General features: G+C 63.5%; 28 protein-coding genes and 1 tRNA gene. 10 read left to right on the top strand and 19 right to left on the bottom strand.

Annotated elements, in window-relative coordinates; translation table 11 throughout:
• Positions 1-271 precede the first annotated feature (271 nt).
• Entirely contained in the window at positions 272-694 is a 423-nt protein-coding gene (gene ribH / locus ABEJ63_RS03975; protein ID WP_375795057.1) for a 6,7-dimethyl-8-ribityllumazine synthase, read from the top strand.
• Entirely contained in the window at positions 691-1,839 is a 1,149-nt protein-coding gene (locus ABEJ63_RS03970; RefSeq protein WP_375795056.1) for a pyridoxal phosphate-dependent aminotransferase, read from the top strand. Before ribH ends, ABEJ63_RS03970 begins: the two co-directional genes overlap by 4 nt.
• Here the strand turns inward: ABEJ63_RS03970 and ABEJ63_RS03965 are convergent.
• Together ABEJ63_RS03965 and ABEJ63_RS03960 are read right to left on the bottom strand one after the other, a co-directional pair.
• Positions 1,830-3,395, bottom strand: a complete 1,566-nt coding sequence (locus ABEJ63_RS03965; RefSeq protein WP_375795055.1) for a bacterio-opsin activator domain-containing protein — start codon at positions 3,393-3,395, stop codon at positions 1,830-1,832. The genes ABEJ63_RS03970 and ABEJ63_RS03965 overlap by 10 nt on opposite strands.
• A gap of 43 nt (positions 3,396-3,438) precedes the next feature.
• Positions 3,439-5,337: a DHH family phosphoesterase gene (locus ABEJ63_RS03960; protein ID WP_375795054.1), complete on the bottom strand. Its 1,899-nt coding sequence runs from the start codon at positions 5,335-5,337 to the stop codon at positions 3,439-3,441.
• 166 nt (positions 5,338-5,503) lie between these two features.
• On the opposite strand from ABEJ63_RS03960, the gene ABEJ63_RS03955 reads away from it, so the two are divergent.
• Together ABEJ63_RS03955 and ABEJ63_RS03950 are read left to right on the top strand one after the other, a co-directional pair.
• Positions 5,504-5,992 (top strand): Mov34/MPN/PAD-1 family protein, encoded by a 489-nt coding sequence (locus ABEJ63_RS03955; protein WP_375795053.1) that lies wholly within the window; start codon positions 5,504-5,506, stop codon positions 5,990-5,992.
• A complete protein-coding gene (locus ABEJ63_RS03950) occupies positions 5,989-6,417 on the top strand; it encodes an adenylyltransferase/cytidyltransferase family protein (protein WP_375795052.1) in 429 nt (142 codons plus the stop codon). Before ABEJ63_RS03955 ends, ABEJ63_RS03950 begins: the two co-directional genes overlap by 4 nt.
• A gap of 188 nt (positions 6,418-6,605) precedes the next feature.
• Here the strand turns inward: ABEJ63_RS03950 and ABEJ63_RS03945 are convergent, their stop codons facing one another.
• A complete protein-coding gene (locus tag ABEJ63_RS03945; protein WP_375795051.1) occupies positions 6,606-7,940 on the bottom strand; it encodes a HEAT repeat domain-containing protein in 1,335 nt (444 codons plus the stop codon).
• 39 nt (positions 7,941-7,979) lie between these two features.
• Positions 7,980-8,684, bottom strand: coding sequence for a protein sorting system archaetidylserine synthase (locus tag ABEJ63_RS03940; protein WP_375795050.1), 705 nt, complete (start codon positions 8,682-8,684; stop codon positions 7,980-7,982).
• Positions 8,685-8,771: 87 nt separating this feature from the next.
• On the opposite strand from ABEJ63_RS03940, the gene ABEJ63_RS03935 reads away from it, so the two are divergent.
• Positions 8,772-9,173 carry a plastocyanin/azurin family copper-binding protein gene (locus tag ABEJ63_RS03935; protein ID WP_375795049.1) on the top strand — a complete coding sequence of 134 codons (402 nt, stop codon included), beginning with the start codon at positions 8,772-8,774 and terminating at the stop codon, positions 9,171-9,173.
• Between the two features lie 45 nt (positions 9,174-9,218).
• Here ABEJ63_RS03935 and ABEJ63_RS03930 read toward each other — a convergent pair whose 3' ends face one another.
• From ABEJ63_RS03930 to ABEJ63_RS03915, 4 genes are read right to left on the bottom strand one after another with little or no spacing between them, the layout of a single operon-like run.
• Positions 9,219-9,863: a 30S ribosomal protein S3ae gene (locus ABEJ63_RS03930; RefSeq protein WP_375795048.1), complete on the bottom strand. Its 645-nt coding sequence runs from the start codon at positions 9,861-9,863 to the stop codon at positions 9,219-9,221.
• The gene (locus ABEJ63_RS03925; RefSeq protein ID WP_375795047.1) at positions 9,856-10,101 is read right to left on the bottom strand and encodes a KEOPS complex subunit Pcc1; all 246 of its coding nucleotides are present in this window, start codon (positions 10,099-10,101) and stop codon (positions 9,856-9,858) included. Before ABEJ63_RS03925 ends, ABEJ63_RS03930 begins: the two co-directional genes overlap by 8 nt.
• Complete coding sequence (locus ABEJ63_RS03920; protein WP_375795046.1) at positions 10,098-11,213, bottom strand: hypothetical protein; 1,116 nt, start codon at positions 11,211-11,213, stop codon at positions 10,098-10,100. Before ABEJ63_RS03920 ends, ABEJ63_RS03925 begins: the two co-directional genes overlap by 4 nt.
• 2 nt (positions 11,214-11,215) lie before the next feature.
• Entirely contained in the window at positions 11,216-11,680 is a 465-nt protein-coding gene (locus ABEJ63_RS03915; protein WP_375795045.1) for a 30S ribosomal protein S15, read from the bottom strand.
• A 225-nt stretch (positions 11,681-11,905) separates the two neighbouring features.
• On the opposite strand from ABEJ63_RS03915, the gene ABEJ63_RS03910 reads away from it, so the two are divergent.
• Positions 11,906-11,977 (top strand) — tRNA-Ala (locus ABEJ63_RS03910).
• Positions 11,978-12,050: 73 nt separating this feature from the next.
• On the opposite strand, the gene ABEJ63_RS03905 is transcribed toward ABEJ63_RS03910, so the two are convergent.
• On the bottom strand, positions 12,051-12,746 hold the full coding sequence (locus tag ABEJ63_RS03905; protein WP_375795044.1) for a helix-hairpin-helix domain-containing protein: 696 nt from the start codon (positions 12,744-12,746) through the stop codon (positions 12,051-12,053).
• Between the two features lie 138 nt (positions 12,747-12,884).
• On the opposite strand from ABEJ63_RS03905, the gene ABEJ63_RS03900 reads away from it, so the two are divergent.
• Positions 12,885-13,190, top strand: a complete 306-nt coding sequence (locus ABEJ63_RS03900; protein ID WP_375795043.1) for a putative quinol monooxygenase — start codon at positions 12,885-12,887, stop codon at positions 13,188-13,190.
• Positions 13,191-13,636: 446 nt separating this feature from the next.
• Here the strand turns inward: ABEJ63_RS03900 and ABEJ63_RS03895 are convergent, their stop codons facing one another.
• Together ABEJ63_RS03895 and ABEJ63_RS03890 are read right to left on the bottom strand one after the other, a co-directional pair.
• Positions 13,637-14,275: a DUF6149 family protein gene (locus tag ABEJ63_RS03895; protein ID WP_375795042.1), complete on the bottom strand. Its 639-nt coding sequence runs from the start codon at positions 14,273-14,275 to the stop codon at positions 13,637-13,639.
• Positions 14,276-14,331: 56 nt separating this feature from the next.
• The gene (locus tag ABEJ63_RS03890) at positions 14,332-15,057 is read right to left on the bottom strand and encodes a lysostaphin resistance A-like protein (RefSeq protein ID WP_375795041.1); all 726 of its coding nucleotides are present in this window, start codon (positions 15,055-15,057) and stop codon (positions 14,332-14,334) included.
• A gap of 83 nt (positions 15,058-15,140) precedes the next feature.
• On the opposite strand from ABEJ63_RS03890, the gene ABEJ63_RS03885 reads away from it, so the two are divergent.
• A complete protein-coding gene (locus tag ABEJ63_RS03885) occupies positions 15,141-15,530 on the top strand; it encodes a hypothetical protein (protein WP_375795040.1) in 390 nt (129 codons plus the stop codon).
• Positions 15,531-15,534: 4 nt separating this feature from the next.
• On the opposite strand, the gene ABEJ63_RS03880 is transcribed toward ABEJ63_RS03885, so the two are convergent.
• Positions 15,535-15,777 (bottom strand): CopG family transcriptional regulator, encoded by a 243-nt coding sequence (locus ABEJ63_RS03880; protein WP_375795039.1) that lies wholly within the window; start codon positions 15,775-15,777, stop codon positions 15,535-15,537.
• Between the two features lie 80 nt (positions 15,778-15,857).
• Between ABEJ63_RS03880 and ABEJ63_RS03875 the strand changes: the two genes are divergently transcribed.
• Both ABEJ63_RS03875 and ABEJ63_RS03870 read left to right on the top strand, forming a co-directional pair.
• Positions 15,858-16,412 (top strand): DUF4382 domain-containing protein, encoded by a 555-nt coding sequence (locus ABEJ63_RS03875; RefSeq protein WP_375795038.1) that lies wholly within the window; start codon positions 15,858-15,860, stop codon positions 16,410-16,412.
• 43 nt (positions 16,413-16,455) lie between these two features.
• Positions 16,456-18,060, top strand: a complete 1,605-nt coding sequence (locus ABEJ63_RS03870; RefSeq protein ID WP_375795037.1) for a hypothetical protein — start codon at positions 16,456-16,458, stop codon at positions 18,058-18,060.
• Here ABEJ63_RS03870 and ABEJ63_RS03865 read toward each other — a convergent pair whose 3' ends face one another.
• The 7 genes from ABEJ63_RS03865 to ABEJ63_RS03835 are packed head-to-tail and all read right to left on the bottom strand — an operon-like array spanning position 18,061 to position 26,281.
• Positions 18,061-18,822 (bottom strand): hypothetical protein, encoded by a 762-nt coding sequence (locus tag ABEJ63_RS03865; protein ID WP_375795036.1) that lies wholly within the window; start codon positions 18,820-18,822, stop codon positions 18,061-18,063.
• 10 nt (positions 18,823-18,832) lie between these two features.
• Positions 18,833-19,252 (bottom strand): hypothetical protein, encoded by a 420-nt coding sequence (locus ABEJ63_RS03860; RefSeq protein ID WP_375795035.1) that lies wholly within the window; start codon positions 19,250-19,252, stop codon positions 18,833-18,835.
• Between the two features lie 20 nt (positions 19,253-19,272).
• Complete coding sequence (locus ABEJ63_RS03855) at positions 19,273-20,607, bottom strand: hypothetical protein (protein WP_375795034.1); 1,335 nt, start codon at positions 20,605-20,607, stop codon at positions 19,273-19,275.
• Entirely contained in the window at positions 20,604-21,197 is a 594-nt protein-coding gene (locus tag ABEJ63_RS03850) for a hypothetical protein (protein ID WP_375795033.1), read from the bottom strand. Before ABEJ63_RS03850 ends, ABEJ63_RS03855 begins: the two co-directional genes overlap by 4 nt.
• Position 21,198: 1 nt before the next feature.
• Positions 21,199-21,924, bottom strand: a complete 726-nt coding sequence (locus ABEJ63_RS03845) for a hypothetical protein (RefSeq protein WP_375795032.1) — start codon at positions 21,922-21,924, stop codon at positions 21,199-21,201.
• Positions 21,921-23,939, bottom strand: a complete 2,019-nt coding sequence (locus ABEJ63_RS03840; RefSeq protein WP_375795031.1) for a type II secretion system F family protein — start codon at positions 23,937-23,939, stop codon at positions 21,921-21,923. Before ABEJ63_RS03840 ends, ABEJ63_RS03845 begins: the two co-directional genes overlap by 4 nt.
• On the bottom strand, positions 23,936-26,281 hold the full coding sequence (locus ABEJ63_RS03835) for a type II/IV secretion system ATPase subunit (protein ID WP_375795030.1): 2,346 nt from the start codon (positions 26,279-26,281) through the stop codon (positions 23,936-23,938). The genes ABEJ63_RS03840 and ABEJ63_RS03835 overlap by 4 nt, the downstream gene beginning before the upstream one ends.
• Between the last annotated feature and the right edge of the window lie 3 nt (positions 26,282-26,284).

The raw sequence follows: 26,284 nt of genomic DNA, 5'->3' as shown, positions 1-26,284 counted from the left end.
CGACACCGACCGACAGCGAGACGACACCGACCGACAGCGAGACGACACCGACCGAATCCCCCACAGCAACTCCCACCTCCACCCCCACAGCGACGCCAACTCCAACCCCGACGCCGACGGACGACGGCATCCTATAAACTACCCCACCCTACTCCCTCGCTACGCTCGCCCCTTGAGGTCGGAGGCCCCCAGTTGAATTACGTTGAGCCTGGACCGCGGCTATCCATGCACCGAGCGGCAGGTCTTTCTGCGGGCCCGAGGAAGCCGGAGTATGGTCACCCTCGGGCTCGTCGTTGCCCAGTACAACAAGGAGCGTGGGGTTACCCACGAGATGGAGGGAGCGGCACGGGAGGCGGCCGCAGAACGGGGCGCGGAGATACGCGAGACGGTTGAGGTGCCGGGCGCCTACGACGCGCCACTCGCGGCCGACCGGCTCGCGCGCCGGGAGGACATCGACGCAGTTGCCGTGCTGGGTGCTATCGTCACCGGAGACACCGACCATGACGAGGTTATCGGCCATGCCGCCGCCGGGCGACTGGCCGACGTGTCGCTGGAGCGCGACACGCCCGTCGCCTTCGGCGTCACTGGGCCGGGGATGAGCGCCGCTGAAGCCGCTGAGCGCATCCCGAAGGGACGCGAGGCGATCGAGAGCGCAATCGACCTTGCAGAGGAACTTGAGGACGTACATCCATGAACAGGACATTCGCGGACCGAGTCGGGCGTGTAGAACCGAGCGCAACATTAGCAATTTCGAACGCGGCCGCAGAACTGGAGGCCGACGGCGTCGATGTCGTGGATTTGTCTGTCGGTGAGCCGGACTTCCCAACCCCTGAGAACGTCGTCGCCGCCGGCAAGCAGGCGCTTGACGACGATCACACTGGCTATACCCCCTCCAGCGGTATCCCCGAGCTAAAGCGAGCGGTCGCCGAGAAGTTCGCTGACGACGGGCTATCGTACGACACCGACCAGATAATCGTGACGCCGGGCGGCAAGCAGGGACTGTTCGAGACGTTCATGACCCTGCTGGACGACGACGATGAGGTCGTCCTATTGGACCCCGCGTGGGTGAGTTACGAGGCGATGGCGAAACTGGCGGGGGCAGACATCAGCCGCGTCGACCTGACGCCGCATGAGTTCCAACTGGAGCCGGCGCTTGAGCAACTGGCGGCGACGGTGACCGACGACACCACGATGCTCGTCGTGAACAGCCCGTCGAACCCGTCGGGCGCCGTCTTCTCTGACGCAGCACTCGAGGGGGTGCGCGACATCGCTGTCGATCACGACGTGACCGTCGTCTCCGACGAAATATACCAGCGAATAGCCTATGATGAGGAACCCACTTCGCTCGGCAGTCTCGACGGGATGGCCAATCGAACAGTGACGCTGAACGGCTTCTCGAAGGCGTACTCGATGACGGGCTGGCGGCTCGGCTACGTCGGTATGCCTGGTTCGATGGCCGAGCAAGCCGGCAAAATACACGGGCACAGCGTCTCATGTGCGGTCAACTTCGTGCAGCATGCTGGCGTCGAGGCACTGAAGAACACCGACGAGCCCGTCGTTGAGATGCGCGAGGCGTTTCGGGAGCGGCGTGACATGCTACTCGACCTCTTTGCCGACCACGGGAAGGAGGTGCCTCACCCAGACGGGGCCTTCTACATGATGCTCCCTGTCGACGAAGATGACACCGCATGGTGTGAGGGAGCCATTGAGGAAGCCCACGTTGCTACCGTCCCGGGCAGTGCGTTCGGGACGCCCGGCTACGCGCGGCTCTCCTATGCGGCCAGCGAGGAGCGACTCCGCGAGGGGGTTGCCCGGCTGGCCGAGCATGGTTACCTGTGACCATCAAGATACGCCTCGACGATGCTCCGCTCTGCCCGCCGAAGATGGTAGTGGAGCGTTGCCGCCGAGATATCGAGCCGCTCCGCCACCTCCTCGGCAGTCGCATCGCGAGGCCACTCGAAGTAGCCCGCCTCGAAGGCAGCCGCGAGCACGTCTAACTGGCGGTCGGTAAGGACCGTCTCTTCGGCCCACCCTTCGTCCGGACCGGACGGGTCCCCTAACGTCCGTTTCGCCACCAGCCGCGTCTCGGGGTAGATGGACTGAATGCGGTCTAAGACTCCTCGAATGTCTGTCCCGGGAGGAGCTGTTGCCGTGACGACGGCCGCCTCGCCCCCGGTGCCGATTTCCTGTATCTCCGCGCCGGCCTCAAGGAGCGTCCCCACCGCAGACCTAGAGAACGTCACCTCGTAGAGCGATGCCTCGGGGTCGACCAGCCGACACGAACGCACGTTGTCGGCCTGCTCCCACTCCTCAATGACGCGCTCGGAAGGTGCTCCAGTGATCGTAAAATACTCGACGACGTCACCATCGTCGTTCTGTGTCATTCGCTCCATGTGCCCCTCAGCGCCAGTCTCACGGGCCAGCACGGACAGCGGCACTTCCTCACCAGTCTGGCGAAACTCCAGTTCGACGCTCGGCTCCGAGATGACGAGCCGTTCGGTACGTGCGGCACCGATAGTGATGCCCGCAACCCGACCCAACTGCTCGAGCGCATCCAGTTCCACCTCGTCGAAAGCGTTTGCGCGGTCCGTGTAGACGACGAGTGTCGAATGGACCAATCCGTCCCCGCCGATAGGGATGGCAGCGCCCGCGACGACGCCATGGTCGGCGGCGAATTCGCGGACCGGTGCCGGCAACTCCGAGGTGGGAATATACTGAACCACCTGGGTTTCACCGGTTTCGACAGCCGTCTGAGCGGGGGGGTCCTCGCCGAGTTCGTCATAGAGGTCACGGAGCGCTTCAATGGAGCCTGTCGCCGGTCCAACGGTGGTGGTGGGTGCGATGGTACCGTCGGCGTCAAGATGGCCGACCCAGACGCCGCGGTAGAGACCGGAGTTGGTGAGTCGCCTGCAGAGGGCCTGCTCTATCTCCGCACGGCTGCCGGCCGCGACGAGCGCGTCAACGGTATCGCCGACCGTCTCCACCACTTGCCGGTATGTGTCGAGTCGATCAGCGTCATCGTGGCGGCCTACCTCGCGGGCGACGCCCGTAACGCCACGAGGTGGCTCTCCTGTCGCTGCGATGTCGTGGTGATGGACAACCGTCTCGCCAGTCTTCGTCCGGAGCCGCAGTTCACCGCGCCATTCACCGCCCTCCCGGACGGCGGCTCGTGCCGCCCGCGCCTGGTCGTGGTCCGCCTCCACCAACAGGTCGCGGACATTCATGCCGTCGAGTTCCGCGTCGTCGTAGCCAGTCGCCTCGGCGAAACCCCGGTTCCACCACCGGAGCCGGCCATCGAAGTCGAGGTGGTAGACGAGCGCGGGGACGGCGTCGAGCGTCGTCGAAGGGAGGGCAACCCCGTCGGCCTCGACGTACTCCGAGGGAGCGTCTCGCATACCGGATAACGGAGGGGGAGCGACTAAAAACTGGCCGGCAGCCTTACTCCGCCGGCGTCGACGTGAGCGCCTCGTCGAGTTCCGCCTCGCCCATCTTCTCGACGAGCGCGTCGAGCACCGCCTCACGGGCGCCGGGGACGAATTTGATAGAGCCGACGACGAGATGGCCGCCGCCGCTGACGCCCGCGCCGGGCAGCTCCTCGGTTAGCTCTGTCACCATCTGCGGGATATCCAGCCGAACACCGTCCGACCGGAGCACGGCGAAGTCGGGCCCGTAACCGATAGTGATGACCGGGTCGCCCGTCTCTTCGACCTTCCGGTCGTGTATCTCGCCGGTCGTCTTCCCCGGCGCGGGGTAGATGAACCGATGGGCGTACTCGTCGACATCGACCCGGTAGAGGTGAGCGTCGTTGGCGAGCAACTCGTGGTCGATGTGCGCGAGCGCGTCCGCAACCTGTCGCTCGACGTCCCGCTCGGCTCGCGAGGAGAGAAAGTCGACAAGTTCTGCGTGCCGTTCGGCGTCGTCACCGAGATTCAGTGTGTCTTCGATGAGCGCATCTCCGGAATCATACCGGAGCCAGTGGGCCGCATAGTCGAGCGCCTCACCGATATCACGCAGATCCGACTCTTCGTAGCCGGCCTCGCGAGCCAGTGCGAGATAGTCGTCCATCGCGTCGGCCTCCGACCGGTCAGAGAGCCCGGCGACCGCGGGGACGTGTTCGAGTGACTCTGACAGCGATGGGTCGATCATCCGCGCGAGCTCGACGCACATCATCCCCGTCGTCACCCGGTAGTCTTCGCCATGAAGATACGGGTTGACATGGGCGTTGACTAACGGCTCGACTGCGTCTGGGTCGGGGTGGTGGTGATCAACGACGACCACCGGGATATCGTACTGGGCGAGCGCACGGTAGGCAGGAGTATCCTCTTCGGTGGAGCCGTTGTCGAGCATCAACAGAAGCGGGAGCTTTTGCCCATGTCGCTCGCGGTCCTCTAGCGAGTAGTTCAGATCACGGGTGACGTCCTCCATCTCATAGAACGGCGCCTTCGAGGGGAGACGGCGGAACAGATGACGCGGCGCCTCGGCATCCTCGTGGACCTCGGCGATAAAGTTCTGGAGCGCGAGCTGGACCGGAACGGACGCACACATCCCATCGCCATCCGCGTGGTGGCGCATCCGGATTGGACGGGCCTCGAGCACCGCGCGGCGGAGCCGCTCGGCAACGTCGACCAGTTCTTCACGAATCGGTTCGAACGCCGGCCACTCGACGAGCGGATCGACATCGGCAGGGGCGGCCGTCTCCGCGAGTTGTGTCTCCAGCCGGTCGCGCACTTCGGTGGCGGCTGGCTCCTCAAGTCGGGCAAGGTCGTCAACCTCGACCTGGAGCGCGCCGTCACGGGTCTCCACCTCGCCGCTGACCCGGATGATGTCATCTACCTCGATGTCAGGGTACGCGCGGACGCCCGCCTCTTCGAAGGCTGCACAGGGCACGACGCCGGTGCCGTCCTGGATTTGGAACAAGGTGGGCCCGCCGGTCTGCTTAATGCTGACAACCTCACCTTCGATATGGACGGCGCGGCCAACCCGTTCACCGAGGTCTGCCACACCGACATCGTCGCCGTGGGTCACCTCGGCGGTGGTCGGGTCTGTAGGGGCGGCCTCGTGGAAGGCGAGATCGCCATTCTCGCGTATCTCCGCAAGCTCGACTATGAGTTCGTCGCCAACATCGTAGTCGCCGTCAAGCACGGAATCGTGCACGAGCCCGGAGACGTGCTCCGAGAGGTCGACAAAGACGCCGTACTCGACAGTACCGTTGACCGTCGCGTGGTAGAGCGTTCCCTCCTCGATATCTTCGAACGTACAGTCGGGCGCGAGCCGGTAGACGATAGGGCCCGAGCCGCCCGTATCGGCCGCCTCGCCGGTGTCTGCAGGTGGAACCATTTATACCGTGCTGGGGCCCGTCCGCGGTTAAGGTTTGTTACTTGCCCGTCCACCGCAGCAACAAGAGGCGCCCGCAGGCGCCGGGTTTCGCCAATCCAGGTCGATAGCGCACGTCAGCGATGGGGCCTATCGGAACCCTTAGTTGTAGGCCGGCCCGATATCAGCCATGCGGCTGTTCCGGTCGAGCGATGTCGTCGCCATCGCTGAGGACGCACTCTCTTTCGTGCTGTCGGCGTCTGCGGACGCCCACCCCAATGAGTATATGGGGCTGTTGCGTGGCGAGGAGGCAGCCGATCTCGGACTCGACCGAACCGGCATCATCATCACTGACGTGCTGGTCATTCCGGGGACGGAGTCGAACCCCGTCAGCGCTACCGTCAAGTCGAACATGATCCCCACTGGCTCGGGGAGCGTCGGCTCCGTCCACTCGCATCCGAATGGCGTCCTTCGGCCATCAGACCAAGATGTCCAGACGTTCGGCCGCGGCAAGGTTCACATCATTGTCGGCGCACCGTACGGTCATGGCGACTGGCAGGCGTTCGACCGCGAGGGGGAGCCCCGCGAGTTGGAGGTGGTCGACGTACCGCTCCCCGAGGACGCCTTCTTTGACTTCACACAGGCGGATATCGACGCGGAGCTGGGTGACCAGCGATGACACGGGTCGTCGCGCAGGGTACGTTCGACCTGCTCCACCCTGGTCACCTTCACTACCTCCGCGAGGCAGCCGAACTGGGCGACTCGTTACACGTCATCGTCGCGCGCCGCTCGAACGTCACCCACAAGGAGCAACCATTGCTCCCGGATCGCCAGCGGCGCGACATGGTGGCGGCCCTCGATCCGGTCACCGAGGCTCACCTGGGTCACGAGGAGGACATTTTCGTTCCCATCGAGCGTATTGACCCAGCCGTCATCGTTCTTGGCCATGACCAGCATCACGACGACGATGCCATCCGGCGAGCGCTGGCTGACCGCGGCATCGATAGCGAGGTAGTACGAGCTGACCCTCGCGAGCCTGCCTACGAGGATGAGGTGCTCTCGACGGGCAAAATAATTGAGCGCGTCTGCGAAGAGCGCTGTTGACATCTCCGAATCGAAGCCGACCAAGACCAAGCACGAGCAGACTGCCGACCACCGCGGCAACGAGCGTCGAATCGTTCGCGTGGCAGGTGGGGCTCGTCCTGGAAGGGCAACGGTATCGGCGACCCAGAGCGGATGGAGGGGCGATTGCAATACGATCCGTGTCTGAGCCGGCTAGCCTCGGGAGGCGATCAGGCTGCGTGGGCGGCCGTGTCGAGTGCGTCGCGCGACCGCTCGGCCTCCGTCTGGACGATGAATGAGCGGTCATCGGCGTATGCAGCAGCTTCCTCAAGAGCACGCTCGGTTCCAATCTGATACAGCGCCCACGCAGCCGCCGCGCGGACGCTGTCTTCGCTGTCGTCCGCAAGAGTGTCTGCCAGCGGCTCAACGGCACGGGTGTCGCCGATACGGCCGAGCGCACGGGCGGCCCGCGAGCGGACCTCGGCATCCTCCGCCACGAGCCGATTTGCAACCGGCCCCGTCGAATCTTGGGAGCCGATATCGCCCAGCGCCCGGAGCACGACACGCTGGAGCGGTGGGTTCGACTCATCTTGGATGTATTCATGGAGCGTCTCACAGGCGTCGTCGTTGCCAATTTTTCCGAGCACCTCGATAGCCGGCCGGTCGCGCCGCTCGGCAAGTTCCATCATCGCGTCGTACGCCTCCAGTGGACCCATCCGGCGAAGCGCCTCAATGCAATTGTCCTGCATGAACTCCGACTCCAGCTTCTCGAGAGCCATCAGGATCCGCTCGGGATCATTCTCCTGTTCGGCGATGCGTACGACGCCCAACTCCGGCGGGAAGTCTTTCCGGTTGCGTGATTCCAGTCGGTCGTAGAAGCCTCGGGCAGTCAGTTGTTCGACCACCGAGAGGTCGTCCCACACTTCGGCATCATCGAGCTCCGCTGTCAGCGTCTCGGCAGCGTCCAGCAGCGTCGCGATAGTCTCGGCGTCGTCGTCAGCGTCCAGTGCCGCCGTCTCGACCGTCTCACCAGCGGCCGTCAGCGCGTCGCTATGTGCCTCTGGGAACGAACCATCTACACCGGTATCCGCGTCGACGGCCGCCGCTGCCCGCTCGAGGAATGACTCGACGGCTGCGGCCGCCTCGGCTTCGCCATCCTCGGTCCACTCTGCGTCCGTGAGCGTCGCCGCGGCCGCTTCAAGTTCCGTGACGACATCCTCACCGTACGGGCCACGTGCCGTCTCGAGTTGCTCGCGGACATCAGCGAGCCGGTCCTCAAGCCGGTCGCGGGGTGCCTCTTCGTCGTCCTCGGCCTCCGGGAACGTCGCTGCCTCTAGCTTTGTCTCGATGTCGTCGAGGTCAGCAGCCACCTCGTCGAGGGCTGCTTCCGTCTCGGCCTCTTCGATGGCTGCGTCGGCGGCGTCAAGCCGCTTGTCCAGCGTCTCGGGGGTGACGTCGACGGCCGTCGGCTCTTCGCTGGGCTCGTCCGGAGTGTCGGACGCTTCGACAGTTGCCGACTCATCGGCATCATCCGCGGGCTCCGGCTCGTCGTCCCCGTCATTCATACCTGCTTTTCCGTCGCTTCCCGAAAAGAGCGTTTCCCTTCAGTCCGCCCGCCAGTAGAACTGCGGCGAGAGGAAGAGGTACGCAAGTGCGCAGATGAGCAACGCAAGCGGAAACGCTGACCCAAGGGCGCGAGGAAACAGCACCGCGAGCGCCTGTACGCCACCGAGCACGAGTGCGTCGCCCGCGAGCAGGTCTGGGTAGGTGACGGGCACCACCATCGCGACGGCGAGCACGCCTGTCGCAGCTACAGCGAGTGCCGGCCCCGGGACGCCCCACAGGACACTGCCGGTCGTGGTCGCCTCCGCTAGCAGCAGTGCGGCTAATAACGTCGCTGCGAGCGTTGTCTGGACTCCCTCGGTTGTGTAATCGTCGGCATCGTGGGCCGCGTACATTCCCAGTCTGAGAACGCCTGCGCCAACAAATACCGCGCCGACGAGCAAGGTCGTCCCGATCCGGACCGGGTCGAAGCCCCACAGCCCACGGGCGAGTGCAAACGTGAGCAGGGCGGGCGCAACGGCGAACGTAGCGACGTCTGCCAGTGAATCCAGCATTGGCCCGGCCTCAGAAGAGCCGTAGCGGCGCGCCAGTACCCCGTCGAGACCATCGGCGATGGCCCCAAGCAGGATAAGCCGCGCGGACAGCGACGGTGAGACAAACGCCGCAGCGGCCGCGGCGAAGCCCAGCGACGCGTTCGCTGTCGTGACAGCGTCCGCGATGGAGAGCCGCCCGAGCCGGGCCTGCATACCTCGCCGGTCGGCGGTGCGGGCCTTATTCCGTTCGCTTCCGGCCGCGACCATGCCGCACTTGTTGCTGAGGCCCCCACGACTGGTATGCGACGCCGGAACCTCTTGGCGACGGTCGGCGCGGGCGCGGTTGCGCTCGCCGGCTGTTCAACCGGGCTCGCGGACGACGAGTACGATGTGGGGATGACTGCGAACCAGTTCCAGCCCAGCGAAGTGACTGTTTCGGCCGGCGACCGACTCGTGTGGGGCAATCCAAGTTCTCGCGGCCACAGCGTCACCGGCTACCAAGCGTCGATTCCAGACGGGGCGGCCTACTTTGCGTCCGGCGGGTTCGACTCCGAGCAGGCTGCCCGCGACGGCTATCCAAACCGTGGAAACCTCGTACCTGGTGACACGTACGCACACACCTTCGAGGTGCCCGGAGAGTACCGCTATTTCTGCATCCCTCACGAGCGGGTGGGGATGGTCGGCACTGTCGTCGTGGAGTGAGGGCGCAGCCGCTGACGCCCGACGATTCGAAGAAGGCGAGCGGCGCTACTCGTCGTCGAGTTCGACGTCCTCCTCGTCGACGTTGACGGCGGCAGCCTCTTCCTCGGCGACTTCCTCGGGGCGTGCCTCGAGGGTGAGCTTCTGTATCTCCACACGCCGCAGCGGGTAGATGGTCTTGGCCTCGTTGTAGATGGCCGACGAGAGCCGCCCCTCGACGACACTGTCAACGACATCCGCGAATGTGTGCTCGCGGGCCGTCTCGCGCACAAGCCGGGACATCGCCTTGCGGATGGCTCGTTCCTGGCTGTGGTCAGCCTTCTTGGTCGTGAACGCGACCGGCTGAATCTGGATTCGGTAGTCGTCGCTTGTCAGTATCGTCTCGAAAGCCTCCACCTTCGAGGAGCCACGGCGGACGAGCGAGCGGAGATAATCGCGGGTAAGCTCGTGCTCGATGAACTCCGTATAAGCTGCGTCCGAGCCGATATCGGTAATCCGGAAGGTGAGCTTCGTGTTATTCTCGCTTGCCGTATCCTCCAGTTCACCGAGCGTCGTCTCGATGGTTCGGTCGTAGAGCTGTTCTGGTTCGTCCGCAGGGGTCTCACCGAGTTCGGCCCGGTCGAACTGTTCGGGGGCCATAACGGTGTACCACTGCTTCTCTTGCTTCTGTCGTGAGACGCTTCTGTCACTCATGATTAGTGTTGGTGTCGTCGGTATCTGCAATCACGCGTTGAGCAACCGCGAGGTTGCTCACGTAGTCGTCCGTCGTCGTCGCGAGGCCGCCGGTGGTTGGCCGCTCCACGGTCGTCACAACCGTCGACCCCTCGACGCGGGTTGTCATCTCCTCGGTGTTGTCTGGCGCGATAGCGGCGGCCACCCATTCGGGATAATCGTGAGTTGTGCGGATGCGCGCCTGGCGACGGTCGTTCATGTGAGTCGTCGCACCTCCGTCTCCAGTCGGTCGGTCTCAATCCCTGTAATCCGGCCGCTTGTCGCACGCGCGACGGCCTCGGCTGGCGTCGCGCGTGCAAGGTCGCGGGCAAGATCGGCAGCGTCCGTTCCGTACAGCGCAGCCGTCTTGCCGCCGACGGCAAGCGCGAGCGGTTCCGGCGAGCGGAATGCCCATGCGAGACGTGCGACGGTGCCGAGCGGCGCGTCGCCGCTGGTCCGCACGACAAACAGCCCGTCGTGGCGAGCCGTTGCCCCCTCGTGGAGAGCGGCATGGGCCGTCTGACCGTGGTCACGCCACGCGGTCAGCGCCTCCGTTGCGTGTGCGGAGTCGCCCTCTCCGCGGGCCGTCCCGACAGCGAGGGCAACGCCCAGTCCCGGTGCCGTCCGCGCGCAGGCGTCGAGCACGTCGGCGTAGCCACCGAGCGTGTGGAACGGACCGCCGGCGTATGGCCGGAGCGACCGCTCGATCTGTTCTGTCGCCCGCTTGGTCGCGTCGGCGGTCGCCGTCACAGCGACAAGCGAGGCGAGCTGTCTATGGGCCGTCTCGTCAAGCGACTCCGGGAGCGACAGCCGCGCGAGCGCGTCGCCCGTCGCGGCGGGGTCCCCAGAGAACCCCGCGTGGACCAGCGTCGAGTGGGCCAGTCCATCGACAGGGTCAGCAACCGGCGTCGCTACGCCGGGTCGACGGGTCAGCTGCGACTGCGCGGCCTCGTAGAACGGCATGTCACCACCGGGCGTGTGGCCGGCGGCAACGGCCCCGGCCATCGCAAGGAGCGGGTCCGGGTCGGCGCCAAGTGCGCGGGCTGCGTCGTACGCTGTCGCCGACAGTGGCCCGTCAGTCACGGCCACATCGCCGCCGTCGCTCCCGAACGCCACCGTCAGGTCGGCGTCTGTCGCGGGTGCCGCAGGGAACGGGGCGACCGAGGCGTGGAATGGGACGCCGGCCGCACGCAGCGCTGCACCCAACTGGCCAAGGGCCGCGAGGGCGTCGCCGTCGGCCGTCGCCGTCAGCCGGACGAGGCCGGCATTCCGACAGGCGACCGCGACGCTCTCGGCCGGGGCAGGCGCATCGGAGCGGCCGGCGGCGGACATCGTTACTCGGTGAGTTCGACGGCGACGTCGTACGAGTAGCTGAACTCCTCGTCGAGCTCGTCGCCGCGGTAGTAATCAATCAGTCGCCGGATTTTCGACTCGGTGTTCTGGAGCGCGCGCTTGTTCTGGTGGTCGGTTGGGTTCTCATCGATGTGGTCGCGGAGTCGCACCGCCCGAGCGAGCAGGTTGCGCAGGTCCTCGGGTACCTCCAGGGCAACGTCGTGTTCGTCAAGGATCTCGCCGATTTTCTTATCGGTCGCAGCCTTCACGTCGGGAATCGGCGTTCCTTGGACGCCCTCGTCGCGCAGCTTCATGCCGATTTGGGAAGGGTCATACCCCTGTTCGGCCAGCTCCACGACGCGCTCCTCGATGGCGTCGGTGTCTACGTCACTCCACTCTGGTGGGTCATCTGCCGCCGGGCGGTCCGATCCGGACGAGCCACGGCGACGGGTGTGCATTCGTGCCATTGGTCGGATTGAACGGCTACGAGCCGCTGGTGACGCTCGTGGTCGGGTGGCGACCGAGCACTCCCGCAATCCCAAGCCGTCAAAAGACGGCGAGTCGGACTTGCGGCCGTGCCGTTCCTACAAGAGGGTGGCCGCTCGTACACTTAGAGGTTGCTACTCGCCAGTCGAGTCCCGCGGCTTCGATGGGTTTATACTCGCCACCGGGGTACGAATTCACGTGTTCGTGGGCTCGTAGATCAGCGGTAGATCATCCCCCTGGCACGGGGAAGGCCCCGGGTTCAAATCCCGGCGAGTCCACTCGCCTTTTCACGCGTTTCGCACACACCCGCATAGAGGAGAGCAGAGCTTTCTTTGCCGATATGCTTGCGAGCTACTGCCGTGCGGTCTCAATCCAGCCTGCGGCCCGCGTCTCTGAGACATCAGCGGCTTCCGCGATTGTTGCGGGCGTTGCGGCTGCCAGCGCGCCTACCGACTCGATGCCGTGCTCGGCGAGTCGGCCGGCGTACGTCGGTCCGATGCCGTCGACCGTCTCGACAGGCTCCGCGTCGTCAGCGACCGTGGCTTCAGCGCTGCCGGGTGCCACAGAATCGGCAGTTGCCTCCGTCGAGTCAGGAATCGTTGCGAGTTCCTCAAGAAGCGCACTCGTCTGCACCTCCAGCATCTCGAGGTTGGCCGCCACCGTCTCAGCAAGAGCATTACGGCCGGCCGCAAACTCCTCGTCAATCGCGGCGAATTCGAGGTCTTCATCGAATGTGGGCTTGGCGCCGTCGACATCTAGCGCCGCCGCCAGCGTGTCGAAAGCGTCCTGCTGTGTTTGTTCGGCCGCATCAAACTGGTCGACCACGAGACGGCGGAGGTCGGTCAGCTCCTCGCCGCTGGAGACGGTCTCAAGCGCGTCGAGATACGCATCGGCGAACGCGCGAGCGTCTTCGTATCGCTGGTTGATTGCCGCCCGCGAGAGTGTCTGGCCTGCCTCAAGGCCGGCCACGAGGGTCGCTTGTGTCTGCTCGGCTGCGGTCTGCTGGAGGCGGACGAACGCATCTATTGGCGTCGAAGCTGTGGTCATCGTATCAGCACGTACGAACCGTCTACGGATATCATTGCCGGTTACCACCATCAGATGGCGTGATATGGAAGTATTCGGCACACTCTCGGTAGGACGGACCACCGAGATTATAACCGACCGGCCAGACTCCCCGACGGAATGCTAGTCGTTCACGCCGAATTTCCGGTCCAAGAGGAACGCCGCGAGGAAGCGTTAGAGTTGGTCGACACGCTCGTCGACGAGTCCAACGAGGAGCCGGGCGTGATTACCTACCGGGCCGCGACGGACGTACAAGATCCGAACGTGGTGCGATTCTTCGAGCAATACGAGGACGCCGACGCTTTCGCCGCCCACGCAGAGTCGGCCCACTTCCAGGAGTTTGAGGAGCAGTTGCCGAAGCTTTTGGCCGGCGAGCCGAGAGTCGTGCGCTTCGATGTGGATTCCGCGGCGGAGTTGGACCTTTGACATCCTCTCCGCCCTGAGAGGCGAAGATTCCCACGGTACCGCACCGTTGGGTTGGGCTGGTCACGGTTTGGAGCCGTCTTGGTGACTGTGACTGGCTGTGCCACCCAGCCGGTGCTCCCATCCCGGCATGGGGTCGGAAGTACGTCGTACTGCCTCCATCTCAATTCCGACACGGAAGCGGGTGGGTTCCGCGTGCAATCAGGGACTCCCGATAGTGGCCAATCGACAGGGCGGGCAGACCACCTCGGATAAATATCTGTACAGTATCAGGGAAAATATACCAGCCGTTCGGCACGTCGAACGTGGGTGCGTCGGGGTATCAGATGCAGCCCCGCCGTGAACGGCGAGGCGTTCTCCTCGCACCTCCGTGGACTACCCCACCATATTCACTCGCTACGCTCGCCCATTGAAATCGGAGGCTCCAGCTTGAATACCGCTGAGCGGGCTTAGCCGTCGGCTGTCGCGTCGCCGTCGGTGAACGACGGTGTCACGTCGTAGCGCGCCTCAATCTTGGGGGCAACCCGGGGGATGTCGGCCAGCGAGATATCCGCCGGCTCTGGCCGGTCAGCACCGACATGCACCTCGCCATCTGCTCCTTCGACGTAGACAGCGTCGGCGTAGCCTGGCTCCGCGTTGGGATAGGTTGGATTCCGTAGCTTTTCTGTCGTCCGCGGTGCCTCCGGCAACGGCTCCCCCCGGAATTCGCCAAGCGGGTCCGCCTGGGAGACGCCGTGCTCGTCAAGGAATTCGCGATGTCGCTCGAAGTGAGCCGGTAGCTCTCGGCCTGGGATTTCCATCAGCTCTGTCCAGCCGTGTTCGAAGAAGTCGGCGTTCGCCATCACGTGAATCGCCTCGCGTGCAGCCGCCTCTGGCTGGTCGGCGACCGCGGCTCGGTATGCATCAACCAGCCGATCGAACAGCGCTTGGAGGTGCTCGCGTCGCTCGGCGACCCGACTTGGCGGGGACAGATCCGTGAATACGTCAACGTGGAGACTGACGAGCCGTCGCTCGGCGACCTCGCGGATGCCGGGAGTAGTGAGTGCGCGTTTCGCAATCCAATGGTGTCGCGTCTGTGTAATCTTCATATAGTATCTACGTAGCCCGACCGTGTCAGTCCGGAGCCGAACCTGTTCGGATCCGGTCAACCGGCAACGAGTATCGAGACGAGCAACAGCGAGTTCCACAGCGCGTGAGTGCCGATCGGAACGAGCAGGTTGTCGGTGTACTCGTAGATAGCGCCGAAGACGAGGCTCGGCACGAACAGTACGACGACGGTGACGAGTCGCGAGCCGGAGCCGGGGACGAGCGCGACGTAGTGGACGGCGGCGAACAGTGCCGCAGTCAGTGGGATCGCGACGGTCGCGGGGAACGCCTCTCGGAGCCGGTTTTGGACAGTGCCACGGAACAGCGTCTCCTCGCAGGGCGCGACGACGAGAAACATCGCCGCGACCAGCAGCGGAATCAGTTCCGGCGACTGCTGGGCCTGCGTCGCCGCGCTGTTAGTCGCCGGTTCGAGGCCGAGCGCTCCCACGACGGCCGATGCGGCTGACGCCAGCACGAGGATACCGAACAGTCCTGCGACGACAACACCCAGTTCCCGGAGTGACGGGAGCCGGACGCCGAGGTAGCGGCGAATCGCGCGCGCGTCCATTCCCCGCGCCCGGAAGTAGACCAGTGGCAGCCCGAGAAAAGGAAGATACTGGCCAAGCACGAACACGAGCAGGAACCGTTGTGCGGTCGTCCCGGCGAGACCGACAGCGCCGGCGGCGAACAGGCCGACACCGGTCAGAACCAGCGCCAGCGCCGCCCCGCCGAGCCCAAGTCCGTACCCAGATAACAGTGCCCGGACGCCGCCGCGTGTCTCCATAACTTGGCTTCGAGCCGGAGTGAAATGACTCTTCCCGTCGTCGCGGGTCACGGCTTTGTATCATCCGCCCGTACGGCTCCATGATGACAGCAGCCGAGACACGTGCGCGCAGCGCAGAGCGACGCGATGAGGGGTTCCTGCTTGGAGGGGCGGTAGTCGCCGTCATTGGGTGCCTGCTCGCGACGGCCACACCGCTCGTCGCGGGCGCGCCTACAGCGTTTGTTGGCAGTATGGTCTCCAGCGGCCTGCTCGGGACGGTCTTTGCTGTCCAGAGCCTACGACTGTTCCGCCGAGACAGCGCCGTGGCGCTTGCGCCGGCGGTGCTCACGACGCTGTTTGGCGTCTGGTTCATGGCCGCGCCGCTACTGTACAATGTCGGATTTCTCGCAACAGCCGGCACACAGCTTGCAGGGCTGCTTACGTCGGTGTTTGCGACCTATATGGTCGTGGCCAGAATCGCTCCCGCTCGCTAACGCGCTACAGCGTATACTCGTCGTCTGGATCCGTGTCGGCGGCGGGGTCCATCTGGTCGTCGGTTGCCTGTGTGAACAGGTCTTCGCCGGGCTGTTGGGTAGGTTCGTCGTCAACGTCGAACGCCGTCAGCCCCAGCGTGAGCAGTTCCTCGACCGCCTCGTCGCGGTTAATGAACTCTCCCTGCTGAACGAACCGGTCGATTTCGCTGTCGATTCGGTCGGGAAGATCTATTTTCACGTCGGACATACACAGACATCCGCGCGTCTCCCTTTTCAATGTACGGCCATGGGCCACCAGACGGATACCCGCGGCGCCGGACTCCGCATGTGAACCGACGAACGCTTCTCCAGACGGCAGGCAGCATCACAGCGATGGCCGTCGTCGCTGGCTGCACGGGACTTGGCGGTGGCTCAACCAGCTCCTTCGAAACGCTAGTGAGCGACCAGCCGGGCGACATCGCTGACTTCGAGACGCTGGAACTGACGCTCACCGAGCTACGGCCGAAGCCGGTCAACGGCGAGGAACAGACCGTCGACATCGAGGACACGACGGTTGACCTAACGCAATTGGTCGGTGAGGGGGCGGAGTCACTGGGAACAACGGAACTCGAGACAGGCGATTACGAGTACCTGAAAGTGACTGTCGGCGCGGTTCCGACGGCGACGCTATCGGACGGTGGTGAGGCAGAAGTGACAACGCCAGGTGACGCGCCACTGAAGTTCAACGCTGGCTTCCCAGTCTGTGCGGACGGCGAAACGACGTTCACCGCCGATTTCACGCCGGTGAAACAGGGACAGACGAATCGGTACGTCCTCCAGCCAGTCGCCGACGAGGTGACCGTCGAATCGACCTGTTCGACCGCGACAGACACACAGGGCTGAGCCGGCCGCGGCATTTATTACCGACTCGTGCCTCAACCGTACAATGACCCTCGGGGAGCGTGCCCAGTCTGCCCCCCTCGGCGTCGCGCTGCTTCTAGGGCTGACTATCCTCGGGACGACGGCCGTCGTTGTCTTCGGGAGCGCAGCGCTGACGGATACCCAGGAACAGTCCGCGCTCGCCCGCGCCGAACAGACAATGACGTTGTTCGATTCGCAGGCCGCACAGGTCGCGCTGGGCGACTCGAGCGTCCAGACCGTTGATTTCGGCCACGGCGATGGCTCCTACCAAGTGGACGACACCGCCGGGAGCGTCTCGATCGTCCAGTTGGACTGTGACGACGACGGCGACAATGGCGCCGATTATGACTTCATCAACGACAATCTCGGCGAAGACGACGCGTACATCCTCTCGCCACGCTCGCTCGGCGCAGTCACCTACGAATCGACGAGCGGCGACACGATGGCCTATCAGGGTGGCGGCGTCTGGAAACGGACGAAGCGGGGCGGCGCGGTGATGGTGTCGCCCCCAGAGTTCCACTACCGGGGGGCGACGCTCACCCTGCCGCTCATCCTCACGCGCGGCAGCGGCGCAGGCAGCGGTGGCGTCAGCGCCTCAGTGACCGCGCCTACCGGCCCCACGCCGGTGTTTCCGGATTCCTCCGACTCGTTCCCCTCCAGCAGTCCGGACTGCGGCGGTGAACCTTACGAGAACCCCATCACCGACGGCACCGTCATCGTCCGCATCGAGAGCGAGTACGCCCGCGCGTGGGGCCGTTACTTCGAGACGCGTACCTCTGGTTCGATCAGTTACTTCGACGCGGACGGCGACGGCGAGGCCGACGACGTTGCCGCCATTGAGCTCGTGTCACTCGGTCAAATTGGCCAGTTCGGGATGCCCGGCGAAGGAAGTTCCGTGACTGTCTCCGGAGCCTCGGGCGGCCACTCGACAGAGGAGTTTACCATCACACTCGCGCCCGACGACAGCGACGCAGCCAATTTCAACAATCTCCAGTGGTCGATGTACGTCGACGAGGGCCAGTACCGGCTGGAGTTGCACGTGACCAAGGGAAGCGGCAGCGGCTGTTCGAGCGGGTCGACCGATTTCAAGACCGACGCCAACGTCTACTTTTCGGACGACGGCGGTGACACCTACCAGGCATGGCACAAAGACGACGCGTTCGGTGCCACCTGTGTCGACGCCGACGGCGATGGGAGCAAGGACGCGATACGGCTGAAGATGGACTTCGTCGACGACGGGGACAGCGACACCGACTATATTGACGAGGAGTCTGGCGACCCCGTTCTCGAGTACGTCGACGATAGTGCACTCGATGGGTTGGAGTACTACAACGTCAAGGGTGGCGACACGCTGACAGACCCGGTTACCTTCTCTGGGCACGGTGACTGGGAAAGTCAAGAGTACGCGACCAGTCCAAGCACCGGCCAAGACGGCGGCGAGACTATCGACCGGCTCATCAATCACTACTTCGCGGAGTTGCCCGAGGAGTTCGAGTTGACAGTTGACGACGCGAACGTCAACTCTGTCTCGGAGAGTTCCTCGGACGGCTCGCTCACCACAGGTGGCTCAGGCCGGTACGTCACCTACCTTCATGTCACGACCAACGAGATTCAGGTTGAGGTCCGGTAGTCACGACTCGATGGTAACGTCGACGCGGGTGGCCGACACGTAGAGCCGGTCGACGGTGAACGAACAGGTGACCGTGCCGCCGCTCGCAGAGCAGTAACTCGCGTCGCCGTATGCGTCGTCGAGTTCCGACTCAAGAAACGATTGCCACACCGGCGCCCGCTCGGTTGTCGTCGTCACCTCGAACTCGACGTCGTGCGGACCTGCGGCGGACAGATGTGACGCTAACAGCTCGGCGTTCGCCAACTCCGTCCGGACGAGTACTGTCGTCGTCCCGCCGGCTGCCGAGTTGTCGATGGCGCGAGTCTGAATCAGCGGGAACACAGCGCTCATAGTAGTGCCGGTGTCGCGGAAAAGGAACCTCGGCTCCTGCAGGAAGACAGCGCCACCCCGGTCAGTTCGTATGACGGCGCCGTTGACGTATCGGAGTGTTGTCCCTCCCTCGGTCGGCGTGTATATGATTGGCTCGGCATCGACGGAATACACTTTCGTCGGCGAGAAGCTGGTAACCCGGACAGTGAAGCTGGTCCGATCTCCGAGCGACAGCCCCGCGTCGTACAGCTTTAGTTCCGTTGCCCTGTTGGGAGCGTCATCGCTCCGGAGGTCTTCGATGTTGTCTGCGAGTACGTCCATCGCACGCTCTGCGTTCTCCAGTCGCTCGGCGTCGCGGGCGTCCTGCAGGCCGGTGAACCCAAGTGTGTAGACGACACCGATAGAGGAGATAACGAGCGCGAATATCAGCACGAAACCGATAACCTCGCTCACGCCGCGGCGGTCACACACGGGCGACCACCAGTTCGTTTGTCCCGGTATCGTGGGTCACGATGAGATCACCGCCGCTGACGGTAGCGTCCCGGACAGGCGTCTGCAGCTTGACATCCACAGTGACGGAGATATCAGGATCGGAGGTCGACAGCGTAATTCTGACGCGGTCGCCCGCGAGGTCCGCCACCTCAATGGTGTAGCTCGTGCCGGTGGTTCGGCTGGGGAGCGGACGGGTCCGTCGCACGTCCGTTGCGCCTCGACGCACCAGCCGATCAGCCGAGGAGAGGGTGGACGCCACCTGCTGGCCTGTCACCTCCAATTCTTCGCGGATAGTTCCCTGTCGCTGGTTTTCGACAAAGCCGCCCGCCGCGATGAGCAGCCCTGTGACGAGCAGTGAACTGATACCAAGCGTCAACACGAATCCAACCACCGTCGAGACGCCTCGATTTTTCACGCCGGACACCCCGTCTCATCGCTGTCCTCGGCGTGCGTCTGTGTTACCGTCCGAGTGTTCCCGCTGCCGTCCGAAAGGGTGAGTCGGAAGGTGTAGGGACCCTCGCCGTCGTCGACGATGACGGGTCCTTCGCTGATTGACTTCGTTGGATTGCTGTCGTCGTCGCCCTGCTCGGTGACCTCGGCGGTGACGGTGACTGAGTCACCATTCGGGTCGGTCACCGACCACGAGACATCAAACTCGTTGTCGTTAGCTGTCTCCGCGACCACAAAGCTCGTCGCGCGTGGCGTCTGCGGGCGCACCCGCTCGTGGGGGGCAATGCGCCACTCGTGGGCGGCCGTGGAGCGGGCGCTATCGTGGGTGGTCCGGATCCGTGATTCGTAGATGGCCCGAGTCACGCGGGGGTACGAGCCGCTTTGGCCGTTATAAGTGGCTTTGACGGTGCCATCGTTACCGCAGTGGTACGCATGGTTTGCGGCATCCACGGCGTGAGTAAACGGCCCCACCCCGTTGGCTCCGTCCGGCGTCACCCGGTCAACGACGAGTTTGTAGCTGCCTGTTACTGAGCCGGGATTGAGGTACCGAATCGTCACCGTATCGTCCAACGACTCAAGAACCGTCAGCGGCTCGCAGGGGTCGTTGTTCAGCTCTGCCTCCGAGAATGAAACCGTCGCGGTGGTCGTCCCGACGGTGCAGCTTACGGCATCGCTGCTGCCTACCTCGGAGACGAGTACCGTGATGCCGCTGTCGTCGTAAATCCCGACCCGGTATGCGGTCGTCCCATCGTCGAACTCGACGACAAACGGAGGAGTACTGAGGCTAGCTAAATCGTCGAGGTTAGGGGTAGAACTCAAGTCGACCAAGTTGGACTGCTGGACCCGCATGTCGTACGACCGGACGGTGGCACCTGTCGCGACGGTCCAGTCGTTTGTGTCCCCATAGGCAGGCATAAAGTCACTGCCGCCGGCGACCGTGTCCGCGACACGGACTCCCTCTGCATCGCTGCCAGCCACGTGTGTTACCGCGACGAGCCGGCCGTCTGTGGCGCCGTACCGGCCGACTGCTGCGTCAAGATCTCCAAGCGCGTCGATAAAGCCTGTCTGGACGGCCGAGTAGCCGCTCGGGCCGTTGACCCGGTTGGCGTGGTCGAGCGCGCGGCCGGCATTCAGACGGGCGTCGCGGGCGAAGGTAGCCGACGCCTCTTCGCCGTCCGACCGGCTAGCGAGATTATGAGTGTATATGGCCGAGTTGAGGATAAGCGCGACGGCGACGAAGCTGATGGCGAGCGCGAGCGCACCCACTAGCAGGAGCTGGCCGCGGTCGCGGCTCATTGGCGCCACACAACCACCTCCACTTCGACGACATTGTAGAGCCCGCTTGATGGATATGCGTCGTCGGCGTAGAAATCGCTCGTCCCAGAGAGGGTGGTGCCGGTCGGTCGTTCGTTGCTGTCGAGCAGCTCGTCGTCGTCGTAAAGCGCGATCGTCGCAGAGGTCGACACCGCGTTGTCTGACGGTGCACCATGGTAGACGACCCGCTGGGTGCGAATAGTCTCCGCGCCCGTCTCGTGGTGGACGTAGACATTGGCGACGATAGAGCGTGAGCCGAATGCGTGGTCGAGCAACGTTCCAAAGTCGGTCGGTATCGTCTGATCGATGTAGTAGCTCTCGTCGCCAGCGCCGTGGAACTCGACATTCGTCTCGTCCCAGTATCGGACGGCGATACTGAGCTCCTCGTCAGCGACCGCATTCGCGAGTACCCCCTCAGCGACCGCCTGCTGCTGGTTCTCGATGTGCTGGCTGGACGTCGAGGCGGATAGTGGCGTCACCGCCGTCGCCTGTAGGGCAAACACCAACCCGCCGATGAGCAGCAGGCTGGCGGTGATGGCCTCGAGTGTGAACGCCTGGCCGCGCTCGCTCACGTCACCACACCTCCACGACGAGCGCGGCGTCCCGGCGCCCGTCGGCGAATCCACCCTCGATGGCGACGTAGCGCCGCGAGAGCACTACCGAGGAGGTGCCCGAGGGCGGGTCGTTCGCCGTCTCGAGGGCGATATCGTGGTCGTTGTCATTATTGCTCATATCGCAATCGCCCGAACTGTAGGGGTCACTCGTCTCGACGATGGTGTCCGACCGCTCCGGCTTGTCCGTGTCGCCCGAACTGCCTGCGTCGATACACAGCAGGCCGGGCGTCCCGTCACCGTCGACATCAGCGACGAGCCGCACACTTACGTCAAGACTGCTTCCGTCGACGGCTAGCCGCTCGAAGACGCTCTGCCCCGTCGAGAACGGACACGCGCCGGCATCGTACAGGTCGGAGTTGGTGATGTCGTACAGTGTCGACCTGACGACAGCGTCGTTATCTGTGTATGCGTCTTGGTCGTTTCCGGGATCGCCGTCGGAGTTCTCCAGTGCGAAATAAGTGGCAACGCAGCCGCGATCGAGCACGTACGGCTCGGCGATATCGGCAACGAGCATCCCGGAGCCGAGTTGTTCGGCCAGCCGGTCAGCGGCGGCCGTCTCCTGCTGGGTTGAGGACTCGAACGGCTGTATTATTCCCGGCACGAACGTCAGCACGAACGCTACAACGACGAGGAAGACGCTGGCGCCAATAGCGAAGTCGAGGGCGGTCTGCGCGCGCTCGCTCATATGAGGATGAACACCAGGAGGGCAATCGTCGGGAGGATGACGACGAACTTCATTCCCGACAACAGGGAGACATCACGCATGTAGCCGCTGATGAATCCCGAGATGACCGCCTGGAGCGTCACCGCGTGGAAGAACAGCATCGTTAGTAGGTCGATGTCGACGCCACCGCCAAAGCTGCCGGCGCCGCCACCGCTCCCGCCGCCTGAAGCCTGCTGGGAAAGGCCCGCCATCACGTCGAGGAACTTCACCTTCAGGATGGCCATCACGCCCAGTAGAGTAATGTATGTCATAATGATGATTACCACCTGCATCCGAGTACGAGACTTGCGGTCCCGTTCGATATCATCCTGGTTTTCCGAGGCCTGTGCGGCCGTCGAAAGCACCTGCGTAATCTCCGAGGAGGCCTCCTGTGCCTTCGAGATGAGTTTGACCGTCCGAGCGACCCGCGGGATATGGTACTCGTTGTTGAACTCCCGCAAGGCCGTCTTCAGGCTTGTCCCGTAGTTCACCTTGGCGTGCATCTTCTCGAATTCCTCGGCAAGCTTTCCAGAGGAGGTGTCCGCAACGACCCGCAGCGACTCCAGCAGCGTCATTCCGGTGTCGTTGGCCGACGAGAGCTTCCGGAGGATGTCCGAGAGGTCTTTGGTGATACCGCTGCGCGAGCGGACATTCCACTCGTAGAAAATCGTGAGCGGCAGTCCGTTCAGATACAGCGGCAGGTAAAACCAGACGAATGTTCCCCGGACTGGCTCGCTTTTCATCCCCTCAAGACTAGTTGGTGCGACGCCCGCCAGTGCGAGGAAGCCGAGCAGAACGAGCGTCGGCGGCACGGTCACTGCGAGTATCGTCAGTGGGTGGTCACGGAAGAAGTGATGGGGGTTTTTCAGCAGCTGCTTCGTCTCGTAGGTCCCCTCGCGCGACCGGATGCGGTCGAACACTCCCCAGCGGCCCTTGTACCCCTCGATAGTGCCGAGATCGAACATCTCACCGGAGGACATCTCCGTCTCTGATTCGTCTTCCCCACGGAGGTAGCCGTCACCCACCTCGTCTTGGACGACCGTCGAGACCAACACGAGGAAGCCGGCGCCGATGAGCGGGATGAGTCCATACACCGTCCCGTACAGTAGCGAGGTCTGGGCTTCCCCCAGCATGGACATGATGACGAGGATAATGATGAGGAGTAGGGGGAACAGCGACAGCGTCATGAACATCTCACCGAACAGTTCCAGCGTCTCCAAAACGAGTTCCTCCTCCTGCTTGGAGGTGCGCATCTGCTTGTCCTTCTGATCCTCAAGGAATTTCTCCATATCACCGCCAGAATTGATGATGGAGAGCATGTCCGTGAGGAACTGGCTCAGCTCGTCGGAGGGGGTCTGCATCGCCTGATTGCGGATGGCCGTCCGGTAGTCTGTGTCGAAGTAGTCCGTCTCAAGGACAATCGACTGGAACTCCTTCGAGACCTCGCCGTACGTGTCGTCCGCCTTCGCAATCGCCTGGAGAATCTCGAGCTGATTGAGCCCGCCTACCGATAGCGCGTACATGAACGAGACAGAGTCCGAGAGGAGAACGTTGATTTCACGTTTGCGCCCGCCCGCCCGGAAATAAGGGACAGCCGCCAGCGAGCCGAAGCCGAGGGCAAAGCCGACCGAGCCGAACACCAACCCGGTAGTGATGATGAAGAGCGGGATTTTCAGCGCGTTGACGATAGGGATTAGCGGTTCCGGTAGCGGCAGCCCGAGTAATATCGGCGCATCTTTGATGAACAGTTCGACGATAAGCCAGCCGGTGGCGGTCCCCAGAATCCACAGCAGGACGCCCACAAATGTTCCGATGGCAAGCGCCCGGGAGAGGAATATCTCGACGGTCTGGGGCATCCGCGACTCCGCGAGCTTTGTCTCCATCGACCCGACAAAGTCAGAATTCTCGTCGAACAGCCACCGATAGAGCGGATAGAATGCGTCCGAGAGCGTATCTCCGTCGGTGGTGCCCCCGCCTCCGCGGGTCTGCAGGCTCACTTCTCGTCACCCGGCGGCTGGCCGCCGTCTCCGAGTGCCTCATCACCGTCCGAGAAGGACAGCGACTCGAAGTCGACGCCGACAGCCTCGTCATCCGTGCGGGCGTCGGCCGCGAGCGCGCTTGCGACACCGTCAGTCGTCTCGCCGCGGTAGTCATCCAGCAGGCTATCATTATCCGAGAGCACCTGCTCTGCTTCTGCGAGCATTTCCTCGGGCGGGTCTGGCCGAGGGACCATTTCCTCCTTCTCGGGATCGATATCAATCTGGACGGATTCCATCTCGCGGAGGTCCTCCAAGGACCGCTCCAGTTCGCCGCTGGCGATGAGCGAGAGGATGGTCTCCTCATCATTCATGAATGCCTGCAGTGTCGCGGCTACCTGGGTGTACGTGTTCAGTCCCTGCTGGATGAGGTACGCAAGCACGAGTTTCCGACGGGCCATCTCTTCATCCAGCTCTGCTGGTGTCCAGCCGCGATCGAACCGAATCTGTTCGACGGTGTTCGACTGGCCCAACTTCAGGTACTCGTCTGTCTCTGCCTGCCACTGGTAGATGTCCTGAACGTTGATTTCGTCGTTCTCTGGATCGTAGTGGTTGATTTCGGTGAGTGACTTGTTCCGGCGCACCTTTCGCCCTTGAACGCGGGTCTGCGTCTGGATAGAGACGAGGTCCAGCGCCGTGAACATCGTCTTCGAGACGTTGATTGGGTCGGTGGTGAACCGCTTGATGACCTCGCCGACCGAGTCGGCGTGGAACGTCGTCAGCGTGGTGTGGCCAGTCGACATCACCTGGAACAGCGTCCGTCCCTCCTCGCCACGAATCTCACCCATCACAATGTACTCCGGCCGTTGGCGCAGGGCAGCCTCCAGCAGGTCGAACTCGTCGACGTCACCTTTCCCATCGTCAGAGAAAGATGGTCGAGTAACACTCGCAATCCAGTTGCGCTGTGGCAGTTCCACCTCGCGGGTATCCTCGATGGAGACAATCTTCGCCTTCGACGGAATAAACAGCGAGACAGCGTTCAGCGAGGTGGTCTTCCCCGATGCCGTCCCACCGGCGAAAATGAGCGACTTATTGTTCTCAATACAGAGCCACAGGAACGCCATCTCGTCCATCGAAAACGTGTTCCAGTTGACGAGGTCGACCGGCGTGAACGGGACTTCCTTGAATTGCCGGATGGTGTAGTTGGTGCCATGGTCGGACACCTCCCGTCCGAGGGTGAGCTGTGAACGGGAGCCGTCCGGCAGCGTCGCGTCGACCTGCGGCGATCGTTTTGAGATGCCTTTTCCGGATCGTTGGGCGAGTTTCACCACAAAGTCGTCCAGCTCTTCCTCGCCATGGTAGATGTTGGTGATAATCTGCTCGTAGTCGCTGTGATAGACAAAGACCGGCATATGGTAGCCGTCGACGGAGATGTCCTCGACATTGATATCGTGTTTGATGCCGTCAATGCGCTCGAAGCCGACAAAGTCCCGCTTCAAGATGTAGAGCAACTTCTCGATCTGATACTCCGAGAGGGTCTCGGCGTCTTCTTCTAGCAGGACTGGCTCCGGGCGGATGGAGGCTCCCTGCAGAGAGGGATCGCTATCGAGGCCAGCGTCGCCCCCGAGACCGAGTTGTTGCTTCAGCCGGTCGACGAAGCCGCCGTCCTCGCCCGTCAGAACGGCCTCGTCCTCGTAGAGGTCGTACCGCTCGAGAAGTTCATGCGTTTCCCGCTCAATGACGCCGGCGCGGGCATCTTCGCTCCCCTCCACGACCACGTCATCTGAGGAGTACTTGATTGCGGTCCTCAGCTTTCGCGAAAGGAAGTCACGCAGGTCCGTCTCAATGGGCGTCAGGTACGGTTCAATGAGATAGTATTTCTTTTCGTTTTCTTTCTCAGAATGGAAGATAACGACGAAGGCGTACGGTTTGTTTACCCAGTAGCGTTCCACTTCTCGGAAGTGGCTTTTCTTCTCCTGTGGGACGGCCTTCTCAAGATCGTACCGGGAGACGACGGTCGGTGTGCCGTCGGGGTTGCGGAAGAAGGCGTCTTCGTCAAGATCCGGGTTCACACGGACGCTCCGATAGTCGAACAAGCCCTCTATGAGGTCGGCGGTGGCGGCAGCCTCGCCGAGCGTCTCGCGAGTATCCCCCTCGAAGGGGAGGTGTTCGGCCTCGTCGAACTCGCGGTCCTCGGGCGGGGTACCGTCGTCATCGTAGAAGTACTCCTGTTTGTAGTCTTCCCAGGTGTACTCACCGACGGCGACGGCCGTCGTCGAGTCGTCGACGGCGTCTTCGAGGTCGCCCGCGGACAGCAGGTCGTCCCTGTCGGACTCGCCCGAGTCCGCGTCGTCGATAGCCATTGG

This window comes from Halosegnis sp., assembly GCF_042216475.1.
In the GTDB taxonomy this organism is placed as follows: Archaea; Halobacteriota; Halobacteria; order Halobacteriales; family Haloarculaceae; genus Halosegnis.
Note: the sequence above shows the minus strand (reverse complement) of the source record. Positions and strands in the feature narration are given on the sequence as shown.

Coding starts and splice junctions, on each gene's coding strand:
- ribH (WP_375795057.1), top strand. CDS start 272: ATGGTCACCCTCGGGCTCGTCGTTGCCCAGTACAACAAGGAGCGTGGG.
- ABEJ63_RS03970 (WP_375795056.1), top strand. CDS start 691: ATGAACAGGACATTCGCGGACCGAGTCGGGCGTGTAGAACCGAGCGCA.
- ABEJ63_RS03965 (WP_375795055.1), bottom strand. CDS start 3,395: ATGCGAGACGCTCCCTCGGAGTACGTCGAGGCCGACGGGGTTGCCCTC.
- ABEJ63_RS03960 (WP_375795054.1), bottom strand. CDS start 5,337: ATGGTTCCACCTGCAGACACCGGCGAGGCGGCCGATACGGGCGGCTCG.
- ABEJ63_RS03955 (WP_375795053.1), top strand. CDS start 5,504: ATGCGGCTGTTCCGGTCGAGCGATGTCGTCGCCATCGCTGAGGACGCA.
- ABEJ63_RS03950 (WP_375795052.1), top strand. CDS start 5,989: ATGACACGGGTCGTCGCGCAGGGTACGTTCGACCTGCTCCACCCTGGT.
- ABEJ63_RS03945 (WP_375795051.1), bottom strand. CDS start 7,940: ATGAATGACGGGGACGACGAGCCGGAGCCCGCGGATGATGCCGATGAG.
- ABEJ63_RS03940 (WP_375795050.1), bottom strand. CDS start 8,684: ATGCAGGCCCGGCTCGGGCGGCTCTCCATCGCGGACGCTGTCACGACA.
- ABEJ63_RS03935 (WP_375795049.1), top strand. CDS start 8,772: ATGCGACGCCGGAACCTCTTGGCGACGGTCGGCGCGGGCGCGGTTGCG.
- ABEJ63_RS03930 (WP_375795048.1), bottom strand. CDS start 9,863: ATGAGTGACAGAAGCGTCTCACGACAGAAGCAAGAGAAGCAGTGGTAC.
- ABEJ63_RS03925 (WP_375795047.1), bottom strand. CDS start 10,101: ATGAACGACCGTCGCCAGGCGCGCATCCGCACAACTCACGATTATCCC.
- ABEJ63_RS03920 (WP_375795046.1), bottom strand. CDS start 11,213: ATGTCCGCCGCCGGCCGCTCCGATGCGCCTGCCCCGGCCGAGAGCGTC.
- ABEJ63_RS03915 (WP_375795045.1), bottom strand. CDS start 11,680: ATGGCACGAATGCACACCCGTCGCCGTGGCTCGTCCGGATCGGACCGC.
- ABEJ63_RS03905 (WP_375795044.1), bottom strand. CDS start 12,746: ATGACCACAGCTTCGACGCCAATAGATGCGTTCGTCCGCCTCCAGCAG.
- ABEJ63_RS03900 (WP_375795043.1), top strand. CDS start 12,885: ATGCTAGTCGTTCACGCCGAATTTCCGGTCCAAGAGGAACGCCGCGAG.
- ABEJ63_RS03895 (WP_375795042.1), bottom strand. CDS start 14,275: ATGAAGATTACACAGACGCGACACCATTGGATTGCGAAACGCGCACTC.
- ABEJ63_RS03890 (WP_375795041.1), bottom strand. CDS start 15,057: ATGGAGACACGCGGCGGCGTCCGGGCACTGTTATCTGGGTACGGACTT.
- ABEJ63_RS03885 (WP_375795040.1), top strand. CDS start 15,141: ATGACAGCAGCCGAGACACGTGCGCGCAGCGCAGAGCGACGCGATGAG.
- ABEJ63_RS03880 (WP_375795039.1), bottom strand. CDS start 15,777: ATGTCCGACGTGAAAATAGATCTTCCCGACCGAATCGACAGCGAAATC.
- ABEJ63_RS03870 (WP_375795037.1), top strand. CDS start 16,456: ATGACCCTCGGGGAGCGTGCCCAGTCTGCCCCCCTCGGCGTCGCGCTG.
- ABEJ63_RS03855 (WP_375795034.1), bottom strand. CDS start 20,607: ATGAGCCGCGACCGCGGCCAGCTCCTGCTAGTGGGTGCGCTCGCGCTC.
- ABEJ63_RS03845 (WP_375795032.1), bottom strand. CDS start 21,924: ATGAGCGAGCGCGCGCAGACCGCCCTCGACTTCGCTATTGGCGCCAGC.
- ABEJ63_RS03835 (WP_375795030.1), bottom strand. CDS start 26,281: ATGGCTATCGACGACGCGGACTCGGGCGAGTCCGACAGGGACGACCTG.